Here is a 14,153-nt window from a genome sequence, read left to right as displayed (position 1 = left end):
AGCGTAGAGTGCCTTCTTTCCCCGAAGGCATGAAAAAACGGTGCAGCCTTGCGGTTGCACCGTTATTTTTTGCGCCAAGAGGGGCCGGACAACCGGCCCCTGCCCCGCTGCGATCAGGCTTGCGCCATTTTCGCGACTTCGGCGGCGAAGTCTTCTTTTTCTTTTTCGATGCCTTCGCCGACGGCGACGCGGGCAAAGCCGGTGATTTCGACGCCAGCATCCTTGGCGGCCTGTTCAACGGTCACATCGGGATTGATGACGAAGGCCTGACCCAGAAGCGTGACTTCCGACAGGAACTTCTTCATCCGGCCCGGGATGATGTTGTTCTGGATGACGGCTTCGGGCTTGGGCTTGGCCGAGGCTGCGTTTTCTTCCAGCGCCTTGGCGGTCTGCACGGCGAGTTCGCGTTCCACGACGACCGGGTCGAGCGAAGCTTCCGAGAGTGCCAGCGGCGAGGTCGCGGCGATGTGCATGGCGAATTGCTTGCCGATGGCTTGCGCCTTGGCAGCGTCGCCCTTGAGCGCGACGAGCACGCCTATCTTGCCCATGCCTTCGGTCGCGGCGTTGTGGACATAGGACACCACGGTGTCACCATCCAGAACGTGCATGCGGCGCAGGGTCATGTTCTCGCCGATGCGGGCGATGGCGTTCTGGATCACGGTTTCGACCGGCTCGCCGTTCAAGTGGGTCGATTTCAGCACGTCGATCGATTCACCCGTTTCAAGCGCGAGCTTGGTGATTTCGCGCACGAGCGACTGGAAATCGGCGTTCTTGCCGACGAAATCGGTTTCCGAGTTGATCTCGACGGCGACGCCGCGACCATCCTTGACCGACACGCCGACAAGGCCTTCGGCGGCGACGCGGTCGGCTTTCTTGGCGGCTTTGGCAAGGCCCTTGGTGCGAAGCCAATCGACGGCGGCTTGCATGTCGCCATCGGTTTCGGTGAGTGCCTTTTTGGCATCCATCATGCCTGCGCCGGTGGAATCGCGCAGTTCTTTGACCATTGCAGCGGTGACGGTCATGTCAGACTCCATAATTCGGATTGAATGACCCGGCAGCTATCGCTGCCGGGTGAATTTGGTGTGACAGCCGATCAGGCTTCGACTTCGGCGACAGCTTCTTCTTCGGGCGCGGTTTCCAGCGCGCCGAGGTCGACGCCTGCGGCGCCAAGCTGGGCCGACATGCCGTCAAGGGCGGCGCGGGCGATCAGGTCGCAGTACAGCGCGATGGCGCGTGCGGCGTCGTCGTTGCCGGGGATCACGTAATCGACGCCCTTGGGCGAGCAGTTGGTGTCGACGATGGCGACGACCGGGATGCCCAATTTCTGCGCTTCGAGGATGGCGAGGTCTTCCTTGCCCACGTCGATGATGAAGATCAGGTCGGGGGTGCCGCCCATTTCACGGATACCGCCGAGCGAGGCTTGCAGTTTGCCCTGCTCGCGCTCGAGGTTCAGGCGCTCTTTCTTCGTCAGGCCTTCGGCGCCGTGTGCCATCAGCTCGTCGATCTGCTTCAGGCGCTGGATCGATTTCGACACGGTCTGCCAGTTGGTCAGCGTGCCGCCGAGCCAACGGTGGTTCATGTAGAACTGGGCGCATTTTTCGGCGGCTTCGGCGATTGCCTTTTGCGCCTGACGCTTGGTGCCGACGAACAGGATGCGGCCGCCCTTGGCAACCGTGTCGCGCACGACTTTGAGCGCCTGATCCAGCATCGGGACGGTCTGCGTCAGGTCGATGATGTGGATGCCGTTGCGGTCGCCGTAGATGTATTCGCCCATGCGCGGATTCCAGCGCTGGGTCTGGTGGCCGTAGTGAACGCCTGCTTCAAGCAGCTGACGCATGGAAAACTCGGGAAGAGCCATGTCTTATCCTTTTCCGGTTTGAACCTTGGCGAAGCCGTCTTCAGGGGCGGATGCCCCCAACCGGCGGACCATACGGGATTTCTCCCCGCACAGCCCAAGCCTCGCCTGTGAAGTGGCGGTGCCTTAGCGGGTTTCGGGGGGGTGTGCAAGCGGATCGTTGCACGCGGGCCAGAGGGGCCGGGGGTCAGAGGGGCGCGGGGGTCAGGCGCGCGAGGCGGCGGCTTTGCGCCTTGGGGCAAGGGCGCTTTGCAGGGCGGGCACGGGGGCTGCGATCACGCGCAGGTGCGGCAGACGGTTGATCAGGTGGGACAGGCCGACCCCTTGCAAGCGCAGGGCACCGATGCGGCGGGTCCAGTGTTGCGCGGGGTGGAACAGGTCGGCGGGCAGGTCTGCACCTTCGACACCATACCAGAGCGGGGCCGCATCAAGCTGTTCGACATCATAGATCGCCTCGTCCAGCGCCTGTCCCGAGGGAAGGCGGCCTTCTGCGTCGATCACAAAGGATACCACGCAAGGCAAGCCCGCCGCGCTTGCGGCACCTGCGATACCGATAGCTTCCGCGACATGGGTCATGCCCTTTGCCGTGACCATCTCGGCACCCGCTTGGGCGAGAGCGGCGATCTGTGCGCTATGGGCCATGCGCGCGTGCCAGGCCGAGATATCCTGTCCGCTTGCGGTATCGCCCGAGGGGCCGACCATGCCGTTGATGACAGACGGCACATCGGGGAAGCGCGCCCGCAGGCCAATGGCATAGGCAACGGCTTTGCTGTTCAGATGCGCGATACCTTGCGCCGACAGGCCGAGGCGTTCGCCCTGTGGCTGCCCTGCCCAGACTGTCGTCGTCTCGATCACCAGACCGCCACCCGTCCGCCGCACGAGCGCAAGCACGGGGTCCAGCGTTACGGCTGTCTGCGCGGTGCCTGCATCGATGCCATCGGTTGCCAGCCAAACTGCGCGGTTGTGGATGAAACGGAGAAGATGGGTAGCTGCCATGTTCTGCCCGGTCATGTTCAAGCGGGAATCATCGCGCCCTTTTCGTTCATTCATATTACCAACCAAGGTTAGCACGGCAGGCAAAGGCGAAAAGCAGTTTTAACTGCCCGGTCGAGTTGGGCTGCGACTGTGGCAGGCTTGCAAGACGGGGCGTGACGGCCCTAGAAGGCGGTCCATGGAACATGACGCCCCTTACCCTGCCCTGCCCGACATCCTGTGCATCGGGTCCATCCTGTGGGATATCATCGGCCGGTCGCATCTGGCGATGCGGCAAGGGTCGGACGTGCCCGGCCGGATCACGCGGCTGCCGGGGGGCGTGGCGATGAACATCGCCATGACGCTGGCGCGATTCGGGATGCGGCCAGCGGTGCTGACCGCGATCGGCCGCGATGCCGAAGGCGACGAACTGGTCGCAGCCTGCGAGCGCATGGGGGTCGCCACGGGCTATGCCTATCGGTCGGACGATCTGCCGACCGACCGCTACATGGCGGTCGAGGGGGCGAACGGGCTGATCGCGGCGATTGCCGATGCACATTCGCTGGAAGCGGCGGGCGACAAGATCTTGCGACCCTTGGCGGATGGGTCTTTGGGGTCGGCGCAAGCGCCATGGCGCGGGCCGATTGCGCTTGACGGCAACCTGACGGCGGCTTTGCTGGCCGAGATTGCGGGCTCGGCCCTGTTTGCGGCGGCGGATTTGCGGATAGCGCCAGCGTCACCGGGCAAGGCCGAGCGGTTGGTGCCGATGCTGGGGCATGGCGGCGCGGTGCTTTACGTCAACCTCGAAGAAGCGGGGCTGATCGCGCGGACCGAATTTGCCGATGCAGCGGCGGCGGCGGCGGGGTTGCTGGCGCTGGGCGCCGCGCGGGTGCTGGTGACGGATGGCGGGCGCACCTGCGCCGAGGGAACAGCCGGCGTCGGCGTCATATCGGGCACGCCCCCAAGGTGCTGGTTACGCGCGTCACAGGGGCCGGCGATACCTTTATGGCGGCGCATATCGTGGCCGAACGCCGTGGCGAGGGGCGCGAGGCGGCGCTGGCCGCAGCGATCAAGGCGGCGGCGGTCTATGTGGGAGGAGAGGTTCCGGCATGAATTCGAAGACGGGCTTTCACGCAATGGAATGGCTTAACCCTCCGGCCACCTGCACCGAAGGGCCGGACGGGCTGGCGGTGGTGACAGCGGGGGCGACCGATTTCTGGCGCGAGACATTCTATGGTTTCACCCGCCACTCGGGCCATGTGCTGCACCACGCCGTGACGGGTGATTTCAGCGCCGAGGTCACGGTGACGGGGGCCTATGACACGCTTTACGATCAGGCGGGGCTGATGCTGATCGTTTCGGAAACGCATTGGATCAAATGCGGGGTCGAGGTGACCGACGGGCGGGCGGTGTTTTCCACCGTGCTGACCAATGGCCGGTCGGACTGGGCCGTGATGCCCCTGCCCTTTGCGGCTGACCGCTTGCGGCTGCGCCTGACGCGGCATGGCGATGCGGTGCGGGTGCAGGTGCAAGACCCTGCGGGCGGCTGGATCATGGCGCGGCTGGGATATCTGCCCGATGGTCCGGCACGGGTCGGCATCATGGCCTGTTCGCCGGAACGCGCGGGATTTCGGGCGGTTTTTTCGGATTACACCTGCGGGCCTGCCATACCCCGCGCCTTGCACGAGGATCACTGAATGTTGCCGCTGGTCTATTCCCCCGAAGTCGATGCCGCATTGAAGGCGGGCCATGCCGTGGTGGCGCTGGAATCGACCATCATCACCCACGGGATGCCCTGGCCGCAGAACGTGGAAACCGCGCGCGCGGTGGAAGCGGCGGTGCGCGACGGGGGCGCGGTGCCTGCGACGATGGCGGTGATGGGCGGGCGCATTCATATCGGGCTGACCGATGCGGAACTGGAGCGTCTCGGGCAGGCGCGGGATGTGGCCAAGCTCAGCCGCGCCGACCTTGCGGCTTGCGTGGCCACGGGCGGCACGGGGGCCACGACGGTGGCCGCGACGATGATCTGCGCGCGGCTTGCGGGGATTTCGGTCTTTGCCACCGGCGGCATCGGCGGGGTGCATCGCGGGGCGGAAACCTCGTTCGACATCTCGGCCGACCTTGCCGAACTGGCGCAGACGGCGGTGACGGTGGTGGCTGCAGGGGCCAAGGCGATTTTGGACCTGCCCAAGACGCTGGAATATCTGGAAACGGCAGGGGTTCCGGTGATCGCCTATGGTCAGGATGCCTTTCCCGCCTTCTGGTCGCGGGACTCGGGGCTGAAGGCCCCGCTGCGGATGGACAGCGCCGAAGCGATTGCGGCAGCACACCGGATGCGCGCCCTGCTCGGCCTGCCGGGCGGACAATTGGTGGCGAACCCCATTCCCGCAGAAGCCGAGATCGCGCGCGAGCTGATCGGTCCGGTGATCGAGACCGCGCTTGCGGAAGCGGCGGCGCAGGGGATTGCGGCCAAGGCGGTGACGCCCTTCCTGCTCGGCCGGATTTTCGAACTGACCGAAGGACGCTCGCTTGCCGCCAATATCGCCCTTGTGCTGAACAATGCGCGGCTCGCTGCGGCAATCGCCAAGGCATTGGCGGCAGGGTGATTGTGCGGGGGCGCGGGCGCGCCTAGATTGGCGCCAAAGGGGACAGGCAGAACATGACACCGACCACACCGCAAAAGCGCGGCTTTCTTGCAGGGCTGCGGGCCAGTTTCCTGACCGGTCTGGTGGTGGTGCTGCCTGTCGGGTTGACGCTATGGCTGACATGGGCGGCCATAGGCTGGCTCGATGCGTGGATCTTGCCGCTGATCCCTGCGGCCTATCAGCCCGAAGAGATCATGCACCGGATCTTCGGGCCGGAATCCGCCTTTCCGCTGCGGGGGGTCGGGGTCGCGGTGTTTCTGGTCTTTACCGTCATCATCGGCTGGATGGCCCGCGGGCTGATCGGACGCACGCTGGTGCGTCAGGCCGAAACGCTGGTCGACCGCGTGCCGGTGGTGCGGTCGATCTATGGCGGATTGAAGCAGATCACCGAAACCGTGTTCAGCCAGAAGGAAAAGTCGTTCGACCGGACCTGCCTTGTGCAATTCCCGCGCGAGGGGTGCTGGGCCGTGGGGCTGGTCGCGACCAAGCCCAAGGGCGAGATCGCGGCGCGCCTGCCGCAGGGCGACGAGATGATCGCGGTTTTCGTTGCGCTGACGCCGCTGACCTCGGGGATGCTGGTCTTCGTTCCTGCGCGCGAGGTGGTGTTTCTGGACATGAAACCGGACGAGGCGGCCAAGCTGATCGTATCGGGCGGGCTGGTCTATCCGGCGGTCAAGGATGTTGCGGCGGCAAAATGATCGCCGCAGGCGGAATTTGACGCAAATTCCGCGACGATTTCTGACGCAGAAATCGGGGGCGCGCGGGTGGGACCGGAATTTTCGTAAAATTCCGGCGCGAAGTTTGCGTCAAACTTCGCCTACAACGCCGTCCAGCCGCCGTCGACACTGATCGTTGTGCCGGTGATCTGGTCGGCGGCTTCCGAGCACAGGAAGACCGTTGTGCCACCGATCTGCGATGTGGTGGCGAATTGGCGCGACGGTTGGCGCTGCAGCATCACCTCGCGGATCACCGTTTCGCGGTCCATGTCATGCACCTTCATCTGGTCGGGGATCTGCGCCTCGACCAACGGGGTGAGCACATAGCCGGGGCAGATGGCGTTGCAGGTGATGCCCTGCCCCGCGGTTTCGAGGGCCACGGTCTTGGACAGGCCGACCACCCCGTGTTTGGCGGCGATATAGGCCGATTTGAACGGGCTTGCGGTCAGCCCGTGGGCCGAGGCGATGTTGACGATGCGGCCCCAGCCCTTGGCCCGCATGAAGGGCAAGGCGGCGGCGCTGGTGTGAAAGGCCGAAGACAGGTTGATCGCGATGATCTGGTCCCATTTCTCGGTCGGGAATTCCTCGACGGGGGCGACGAACTGGATACCTGCGTTGTTCACGAGGATGTCGCAGCCGCCTGCCCGCTCGACCAGGGCGCGGCAATCGGTGCCCCTGGACATGTCGGCTGCGATGTAGCGCGCCTTGACGCCGTAGTTCGAGCCGATGCGCGCGGCAAGCGCGTGGTCTTCGGGGCGGTCGGTGAAACTGTTCAGCACCACATCCGCACCGGCGCGGGCCAGTTCTTCGGCAACGCCAAGGCCGATGCCGGAATTCGAGCCGGTGATGATGGCGGTCTTGCCAAAGAGGGTCATGGGGGGCCTCGCGTCATGCTGCTTTGCAGCGAGGATGACATGCTGCGGGTGCGAAATCCAGCGCCAAGGGCCTGCGCGGAGGGTTCGCGGATTGCATGGGGATTGGGCAGATGCCGACCGGATGGCTGCGCTTCGGGCATAAAAAAACGCCGGCACGAGGCCGGCGTTAAGTTATTGAGGCAGGTTTCATACAGGCAAGAAACCTATCGAGCAGTGCACCCTATATACGCCGCCTGCGCGCGGCGGCCAAGTTAAAAGTTTGAAACTGCCGTGACAGGCGCTTAGGCTTGCCGGAACGCTAAAACACCGCGAGGGATTGTTGCCGGTATGAGACAGGTCGTTTTTCAAGCGATGCGCGGGGCGGCGGTGGCCGTATCACTTTGGGGTTGTGTCGCGGTGGCTTCGGCACAGGACACCGCGCCCCGGCATGGCATAGCTATGTATGGCGAACCGGCTTTGCCCCCTGATTTTGTGTCGCTGCCCTATGCCAACCCCGACGCACCGAAGGGGGGAAAGATTATCTTCGGCGAGAGTGGCGGGTTCGATTCGCTCAATCCCTTTATCGTGAACGGAATCGCGCCGAGCGGGATCACCGGCTACACGGTCGAAACTTTGATGGGCCGCTCTATTGACGAGCCATTCACGCTTTATGGTCTGTTGGCCGAGTCGATTCGGACCGATGAAGCGCGCAATTGGGTGGAATTCACGATCAATTCCGCGGCCCGATTCTCTGACGGATCACCCGTGACGGTCGAAGATGTGGTCTGGTCGTTCGAGACGCTCGGCACGCTCGGGCAGCCGCGCTACGCTACCGCATGGAAAAAGATCGCCAAGACCGAGGTGACGGGCGAGCGTTCGGTGAAATTCACCTTCAACACAGCCGACCGCGAGTTGCCGCTGATCCTCGGCCTCAGGCCAGTGCTGAAAAAGGCCCAGTGGGAGGGCAAGGATTTCACCGCATCAACGCTCGATCCGGTCATCGGGTCGGGGCCTTATGTGGTGGACTCGGTGGATCCGGGCAAATCGATCGCTTACAAGCGCAATCCCGACTGGTGGGGCAAGGATCTGCCTTTCAACCGCGGGCTTTATAACCTCGACGAGGTGCGCTTTGAATACTTCGGCGATGCCGGCGTGGTGTTCGAGGCGTTCAAGGCCGGCGATATCACCAGCTGGCGCGAGACCAATCCGGTGAAATGGGAGCAGAATTACAACTTTCCGGCGGTGACCGAAGGCAAGGTCATCAAAGAGGTGATCCCGCATCGGCGCCCCTCGGGGATCGAAGGGTTTGTGTTCAACACCCGAAAGCCGATGTTTGCCGATTGGCGGGTGCGCGAGGCGCTGACCTATGCGTTCAACTTCGAGCTGGTGAACAAGACGCTGAACGGGGGCATCCCGCCGCGGATCACCAGCTATTTCGGCAATTCCACGCTGGGGATGCAGGCGGGTGCGCCCGCCCAAGCGCGCGTGGCCGAGTTGCTTGAGCCGTTCAAGGCCGGTCTGCTGCCCGGCGCGATCGAGGGGTACACCCTGCCCGCTTCGGATGGCACCGAGCCGAACCGCAAGAACGTGCGGGCGGCGACCAAGCTGCTGGAGGCGGCCGGCTGGACGGTGACGGATGGTGTGTTGCAGAACGCTGCGGGAGAACCGTTCAGCTTCGAGATCCTGATCACGAACGGGGCCGATGACATCATCAATGCCGCGACCATCTATGTCGAGGCGCTCAAGCGGCTGGGCATCGACGCGCGGGTAACCACCGTCGATTCGGCGCAATACAAGGAACGGACGACGAATTACGATTTCGACATGACGCATTACGTGCGGTCTTTGTCGCTGTCGCCGGGCAACGAGCAGACGCTTTACTGGGGTGCTGCGGGCATCACCGAACCCGGATCGCGCAACTGGATGGGGATGAATTCCCCCGCAGCCGAGGCGCTGATCGCGGGGATGCTTGCGGCGGCGGACCCTGCCGAGTTCGACGCCCATGTCGAGGCACTGGATCGTGTCTTGACCTCGGGGCGCTATGTCATACCGATCTGGTATTCGGACGTGTCACGGCTGGCCTATGCCAAGGGCCTGCGCCACCCCGACCGCTTGCCGATCTATGGCGACTGGCCGGGCTGGCAGCCGGATGTCTGGTGGTATGAGGAGTGAGGACAGGATGAAGAAGATCGTGCTTATCGGGATGCTGGCTGCGGCCCTGACGGGTTGCAACACGGTTTCGGGTGTGGGGCAGGATGTGTCGCAAGGTGCCCAGACCGTGCAGGGCTGGTTCGGCGGCTGAACCGGTTTCCAGCGATGCCAAAGGGCCGGACAGCTATGTCCGGCCCCTTGCATTTGCGCGGAACAGGGGGGCGGGGGCGGCGTTGACCGGAACAAACCCGCCAGAGGAGCCGACCCATGCGCGTAGAAGAGATCATCGCCGCCCATCCCGATGTGAAGGGCGGCACCGCCAATCTGCTGATCGCGGCCATCGAAGAAACCCTGTCCTGCGCGCAGACCTGCACCAGTTGCGCCGATGCCTGTCTGGCCGAGGACATGGTCGAGAGGTTGCGCCAATGCGTGCGGCTGTGCCTCGATTGCGCCGATATTTGCGCGACCACGGGGCTTTTGGCGACGCGGCGGACGGGATCGAACGCGCAGTTGATCGCGCAGATGCTGTCGGTTTGCGCCACGGCCTGCCACCTGTGCGCCGAGGAATGCGAGCGCCACGCCACCATGCACGACCATTGCCGCATCTGCGCGGAAGCCTGCCGCGCCTGCGCCGATGCCTGCCAGAGGGCGATCGGCGATGTCGGGGGTGGTCCTTCGGATCGGGTTGTCGGATCGGCAGGGAACGATCCGGGTCAGGATGCCGGGGCAGCGATCGATGTGCCGGAGGGCATGGACATCGGCGACGACGGACCGGATGGAGCCGGCCGAAGCACTGCGATCTAGACCAGCGAGGTGACCCAGAGGATCGTCGCATCCTCATCCGACAAGCTGATGACGTTGTGGCCCATGCTGGCGTCGTAATAGGCGCTGTCGCCGCGTCGCAGGTCTACGGGTTCGTAAAATTCGGTGTAAAGCCGGACAACGCCGGTCAGGACGTACAGGAATTCCTCGCCGTCGTGACGGACCCAGCCGTTGAATTCGGCAACATCGCGGGCACGGATGCGGGCGCGATAGGGCAGCATCTGCTTGCGCGACATCTGGGCGGCAAGAAGTTCGTGCTCGTAGGTGGCGGTTGCGTGACCTGCCCCCTCGCCCGCCTTGGTGGTGGTCATCCGGCCCGAAACCTGCGCGCGCGACGGCGGGGTAAACAGCTGTGGCACCGAAATCGACAGGCCCTCGGCCAGCTTTTTCAACGCCTCGTAGGTGGGCGACATCTGGCCGTTTTCGATCTTGGACAAGGTCGAGCGGGCGAGCCCTGCCTGCACGGCGGCCTGTTCCAGCGTCCAGCCCTTGGCTTTTCGCAATTCGCGCACGCGCAAACCAAGATCGAGCGGAAGCGCAGGCGTCTCGTCTCCGCTTTCGCGGGCGATGCGGATCATGGATTTGGGGTCGCTTCCGGCCATGGCAGGCCCTTACAGGGCGGCGCGCTTGCTTGCAACCGTGGAGGGCTGCGTTAGAACGGAGACCATGACAGTCACCCCGCCCGCCGACCCCTGCCCCGCGCCCTTCAACCTCGCCCGTCATGTGCTGGGCGACAGTGCCGCGCGCCTGCCCGACAAGATTGCGCTGCAGGTGTTGCGCGAAACGGGTGCCGAGCGGTGGAGTTACGCGCGGCTGGAAGCGGCAGCGCGGGGCTGCGGGACGGGGCTTTTGGCGCGGGGTCTGCAGCCGGGCGACCGCGTGCTGATGCGGGTGGGCAACGGCGTCGCATTCCCTGTGCTGTTTCTGGGGGCGATCGCGGCGGGGCTGGTGCCGGTGCCGACCTCGGCCGCACTGACGGTGGCCGAGATCACGCGGATGGCGGGGGGTATCGGGCCTGCGCTGATCGTGGCCGAGGACGGCGTGGCACTGCCCGACCCGCTGCCCTGCCCCGTCATGGCGGCGCGCGACGTGCTGGCGATGGAGGCGCTGCCGCCCTGCGACTGGGCCATGGGCGATCCGGAACGGCTGGGCTACGTGGTCTTTACCAGCGGCACCAGCGGGCGGTCGATGGCGGTGGGCCACGCGCACCGTGCGATCTGGGCGCGTCGGATGATGCATCAGGGCTGGGAGGGCTTGGCCGAGGCCGACCGCCTGCTGCATGCGGGGGCGATGAACTGGACCTATACGCTGGGCACGGGGCTGATGGACCCGTGGACGGTGGGCGCGACTGCATTGGTGCCTGCGGCGGGCGTGCCGGTCGAGGCGCTGGGGCTTTTGCTCAAACGCTTCGATGCGACGATTTTTGCCGCCGCCCCCGGCGTGGTGCGGCAGGTGCTGCGGGGGGCTTTGCCCGCGCTGCCGCGCCTGCGCCACGCGCTGGTGGCGGGCGAGTCGATGCCGGTGGCGCTGGCCGACGAATGGCGGGCGCGGACCGGGACGGATGTGCACGAGGCGCTGGGCATGTCGGAGTGTTCGACCTTTGTTTCCGGTTCACCCCTTCGGCCCGCGCCACGGGGGGCTGCGGGTTATCCGCAAGACGGGCGGAGGGTGATGGTGCTCGATGCCGTGGAGGGTGAAGGGGTTCTGGCGGTGCATCGCAGCGATCCGGGGCTGATGCTGGGCTATCTGGGCGACGAGGCGGCGACACAGGCGCGGTATCGGGGCGAATGGTTCGCGACCGGCGATATCGTGCGGCAGGCGACAGACGGGGCGATCTCCTATCTGGGACGCGCCGACGAGATGATGAATGCGGGCGGGTTTCGCGTGTCGCCGCTGGAGGTGGAAGCGGCCTTTGCGGGGCTGGCCGAGGTCGCGGTGACCGAGGTCGAGGTGAAACCCGGCGTGCGGGTGATCGCGGGGTTCCATACAGGCGACGCCGACGAAGCCGCCTTGCAGGAACGCGCCGCGCTCACGCTTGCGCGATGGAAGCAGCCGCGGCTGTGGATGCGGGTTGACGCCCTGCCCCGTTCGGCCAACAACAAGCTCAACCGCCGCGCCCTGAGGGCGCTTTATGCCGAAAGGGCTGTACCGTGATCCGTTTAGATATTTTCTCCGACATCGTCTGCCCGTGGTGCTACATCGGCAAGACCCATCTGGACCGTGCGATGGAAAGCCGGGCGGATCATCCGTTCCGCATCGAATGGCATCCGTTCCAGCTGAACCCCGACATGCCGCGCGAAGGGGTGGGGCATGTGGACTATCTGGCGGGCAAATTCGGCGGGCGCGAACGGGCGCTTTCCATGATGCAGAACGTGGCCAAGGCCGCGAAAGAGGCCGGGGCCGAGATGGAGATCGACAAGGTCGCGCATCTTCCCAACACCCTTGACGCGCACCGGCTGATCCATTGGGCCGGGATCGAGGGGCGGCAGACGGCGATGGTGTCCCGCCTGTTCCGCGCCCATTGGCGCGAGGGGCTGGATGTCGGCGACCACGCCACTCTGGCGCGGATTGCGGGCGAGGTCGGCATGGACTCTGCCGCCGTGGCGCGGCTGCTGGCGACCGATGCGGACCGCGACGACCTTTTTGCGCGGGATCAGGATGCGCGACAAAAGGGGGTAACGGCGGTGCCAACCTTCCTGATCGCGCAGCAATATGTGGTCTCGGGCGCGCAGCCCGTGCATCTATGGCAGGGCGTGATCGACGAATTGACCGCAAAAGCGAAAGAGTAGCGCGCGCGTTCGCGCGGCGGGTTTCGGGCCAAATCGCAGGGCGCTCTGTGCGCCGGTGCCGGATTGCCTGCGCGGGCGCGCGTGGATACGTGGGTCGGATGAGCGATACCATACACACAACCCGCCCCGCCCCTGCCCGTCCGCCTGTCGCCCGTCTGGGGCAGACCGAATTCATCGCGATGATCGCGATGCTTTTCGCCACCATCGCGTTTTCCATAGACGCGATGCTGCCCGCCCTGCCGCAGATCGCGGCCGAGTTGACGCCGGATGCACCCAATGCGGCGCAGTTGATCCTGACATCCTTTGTCTTTGGCATGGGGATCGGTACGCTGTTTGCGGGGCCGCTGTCGGACACGTTCGGCAGAAAGCCGGTGATCATGGCCGGTGCGGTGCTTTACTGCGTGGCGGCGGTCGCGGCCTATTTCGCGCCCACGCTGGAAACCGTGCTGCTGGCGCGGCTGGTGCAGGGGCTTGGCGCTGCGGGGCCGCGCGTGGTGTCGATGGCGCTGGTGCGCGACCTGTTCAAAGGGCGCGAGATGGCGCGGATCATGTCGTTCACCATGATGGTGTTCATGCTGGTGCCCGCCATCGCGCCCTTCATGGGGGCGGGCATCATCGCGGTTGCCGATTGGCGGACGATCTTCCTTGCCTTCCTCGTGTTCTCGCTGGTGTCCTGCCTGTGGATCGGGCTGCGGCAGGCCGAGACGATCCACCCCGAGGACCGCCACCCCCTGAAGGCGGCCGCGCTGTGGGAGGCGTTCAAGATCGTGCTGTCGCACCGCGTGGTGGTGATCTCGACCGCGATGCAGACGCTGTTTCTGGCGGGGCTTTTTGCCACGCTTTCGGCGACGCAGCCGATTTTCGACGTGACCTTCGGGCGGGCCGATGAATTCCCCGTGTGGTTCGCGCTGATCGCGCTGTGTTCGGCGACGGCCGCTTTCATCAATGCGCGTCTGGTGATGCGGGTGGGGATGCGCGGGATGATCTCGCGGTCGCTCGTCGCGCATGCGGGGTTTACGGCGGTGATGACGGCGGCATGGGCCTTTGGCGTCTGGCCTGCGGGTGCTGCCTTTTGGGCGCATCTTTTGTGGTCGGCTTCGGTGTTTTTCGTCACCAGCCTGACGATGGGCAACCTGAACGCCATGGCGATGGAGCCTGTGGGACATCAGGCGGGCATGGCATCAAGCGTGATCGGGGCGGTGTCGACGGTGCTTTCGGTCGTGCTGGCGGTGCCGGTGGGGCTGGCCTTTGACGGATCACCCCTGCCCCTGATGCTGGGGGTGCTGGCGTTTTCGGTGGTCAATCTGGCCTTGATGCGCTGGCTGCCAAAGGCTGGGCGCTGACCGCCG

14 protein-coding genes and 1 pseudogene are annotated in these 14,153 nt (G+C 65.1%); 10 read left to right on the top strand and 5 right to left on the bottom strand.

The window, feature by feature from the left end; all coding sequences use genetic code 11:
* Positions 1-113: 113 nt before the first annotated feature.
* The 3 genes from tsf to HYN69_RS08185 all read right to left on the bottom strand — a co-directional run bounded on the left by tsf (position 114) and on the right by HYN69_RS08185 (position 2,866).
* Positions 114-1,022: a translation elongation factor Ts gene (tsf, locus tag HYN69_RS08195; protein WP_108435313.1), complete on the bottom strand. Its 909-nt coding sequence runs from the start codon at positions 1,020-1,022 to the stop codon at positions 114-116.
* A gap of 71 nt (positions 1,023-1,093) precedes the next feature.
* Positions 1,094-1,858: a 30S ribosomal protein S2 gene (gene rpsB / locus HYN69_RS08190; RefSeq protein ID WP_108435312.1), complete on the bottom strand. Its 765-nt coding sequence runs from the start codon at positions 1,856-1,858 to the stop codon at positions 1,094-1,096.
* 201 nt (positions 1,859-2,059) lie between these two features.
* Complete coding sequence (locus HYN69_RS08185; RefSeq protein ID WP_216824673.1) at positions 2,060-2,866, bottom strand: homocysteine S-methyltransferase family protein; 807 nt, start codon at positions 2,864-2,866, stop codon at positions 2,060-2,062.
* Positions 2,867-3,026: 160 nt separating this feature from the next.
* Here HYN69_RS08185 and HYN69_RS08180 point away from each other — a divergent pair.
* The 4 genes and pseudogenes from HYN69_RS08180 to HYN69_RS08165 all read left to right on the top strand — a co-directional run bounded on the left by HYN69_RS08180 (position 3,027) and on the right by HYN69_RS08165 (position 6,170).
* A pseudogene (locus HYN69_RS08180) lies at positions 3,027-3,940 on the top strand (PfkB family carbohydrate kinase).
* Positions 3,937-4,524 (top strand): DUF1349 domain-containing protein, encoded by a 588-nt coding sequence (locus tag HYN69_RS08175; RefSeq protein ID WP_216824672.1) that lies wholly within the window; start codon positions 3,937-3,939, stop codon positions 4,522-4,524. Before HYN69_RS08180 ends, HYN69_RS08175 begins: the two are co-directional and overlap by 4 nt.
* The gene (locus HYN69_RS08170; RefSeq protein ID WP_108435310.1) at positions 4,525-5,433 is read left to right on the top strand and encodes a pseudouridine-5'-phosphate glycosidase; all 909 of its coding nucleotides are present in this window, start codon (positions 4,525-4,527) and stop codon (positions 5,431-5,433) included. It abuts the gene before it with no gap.
* A gap of 53 nt (positions 5,434-5,486) precedes the next feature.
* Positions 5,487-6,170 (top strand): DUF502 domain-containing protein, encoded by a 684-nt coding sequence (locus HYN69_RS08165; RefSeq protein ID WP_108435309.1) that lies wholly within the window; start codon positions 5,487-5,489, stop codon positions 6,168-6,170.
* A 119-nt stretch (positions 6,171-6,289) separates the two neighbouring features.
* Here the strand turns inward: HYN69_RS08165 and HYN69_RS08160 are convergent, their stop codons facing one another.
* The gene (locus tag HYN69_RS08160) at positions 6,290-7,063 is read right to left on the bottom strand and encodes a 3-hydroxybutyrate dehydrogenase (protein ID WP_108435308.1); all 774 of its coding nucleotides are present in this window, start codon (positions 7,061-7,063) and stop codon (positions 6,290-6,292) included.
* A 327-nt stretch (positions 7,064-7,390) separates the two neighbouring features.
* Here HYN69_RS08160 and HYN69_RS08155 point away from each other — a divergent pair, with 327 nt between their 5' ends.
* The 3 genes from HYN69_RS08155 to HYN69_RS08145 all read left to right on the top strand — a co-directional run bounded on the left by HYN69_RS08155 (position 7,391) and on the right by HYN69_RS08145 (position 9,997).
* Positions 7,391-9,214, top strand: a complete 1,824-nt coding sequence (locus HYN69_RS08155; RefSeq protein WP_407925251.1) for an extracellular solute-binding protein — start codon at positions 7,391-7,393, stop codon at positions 9,212-9,214.
* Between the two features lie 7 nt (positions 9,215-9,221).
* A complete protein-coding gene (locus HYN69_RS08150; protein ID WP_108435306.1) occupies positions 9,222-9,344 on the top strand; it encodes an entericidin A/B family lipoprotein in 123 nt (40 codons plus the stop codon).
* Positions 9,345-9,460: 116 nt separating this feature from the next.
* Positions 9,461-9,997 (top strand): four-helix bundle copper-binding protein, encoded by a 537-nt coding sequence (locus tag HYN69_RS08145; RefSeq protein WP_108435305.1) that lies wholly within the window; start codon positions 9,461-9,463, stop codon positions 9,995-9,997.
* Here the strand turns inward: HYN69_RS08145 and HYN69_RS08140 are convergent.
* On the bottom strand, positions 9,994-10,617 hold the full coding sequence (locus HYN69_RS08140) for a helix-turn-helix domain-containing protein (protein ID WP_108435304.1): 624 nt from the start codon (positions 10,615-10,617) through the stop codon (positions 9,994-9,996). The genes HYN69_RS08145 and HYN69_RS08140 overlap by 4 nt on opposite strands.
* Before the next feature lie 64 nt (positions 10,618-10,681).
* Between HYN69_RS08140 and HYN69_RS08135 the strand changes: the two genes are divergently transcribed.
* The 3 genes from HYN69_RS08135 to HYN69_RS08125 all read left to right on the top strand — a co-directional run bounded on the left by HYN69_RS08135 (position 10,682) and on the right by HYN69_RS08125 (position 14,147).
* Positions 10,682-12,169 (top strand): class I adenylate-forming enzyme family protein, encoded by a 1,488-nt coding sequence (locus tag HYN69_RS08135; RefSeq protein ID WP_108435303.1) that lies wholly within the window; start codon positions 10,682-10,684, stop codon positions 12,167-12,169.
* Entirely contained in the window at positions 12,166-12,804 is a 639-nt protein-coding gene (locus HYN69_RS08130) for a DsbA family oxidoreductase (RefSeq protein ID WP_108435302.1), read from the top strand. Before HYN69_RS08135 ends, HYN69_RS08130 begins: the two co-directional genes overlap by 4 nt.
* 98 nt (positions 12,805-12,902) lie before the next feature.
* Complete coding sequence (locus HYN69_RS08125; RefSeq protein ID WP_108435301.1) at positions 12,903-14,147, top strand: multidrug effflux MFS transporter; 1,245 nt, start codon at positions 12,903-12,905, stop codon at positions 14,145-14,147.
* Positions 14,148-14,153: the final 6 nt, after the last annotated feature.

The organism is Gemmobacter aquarius, assembly GCF_003060865.1.
GTDB lineage: Bacteria > Pseudomonadota > Alphaproteobacteria > Rhodobacterales > Rhodobacteraceae > Paragemmobacter > Paragemmobacter aquarius.
This window is presented reverse-complemented; position numbering and strand designations above follow the sequence as displayed.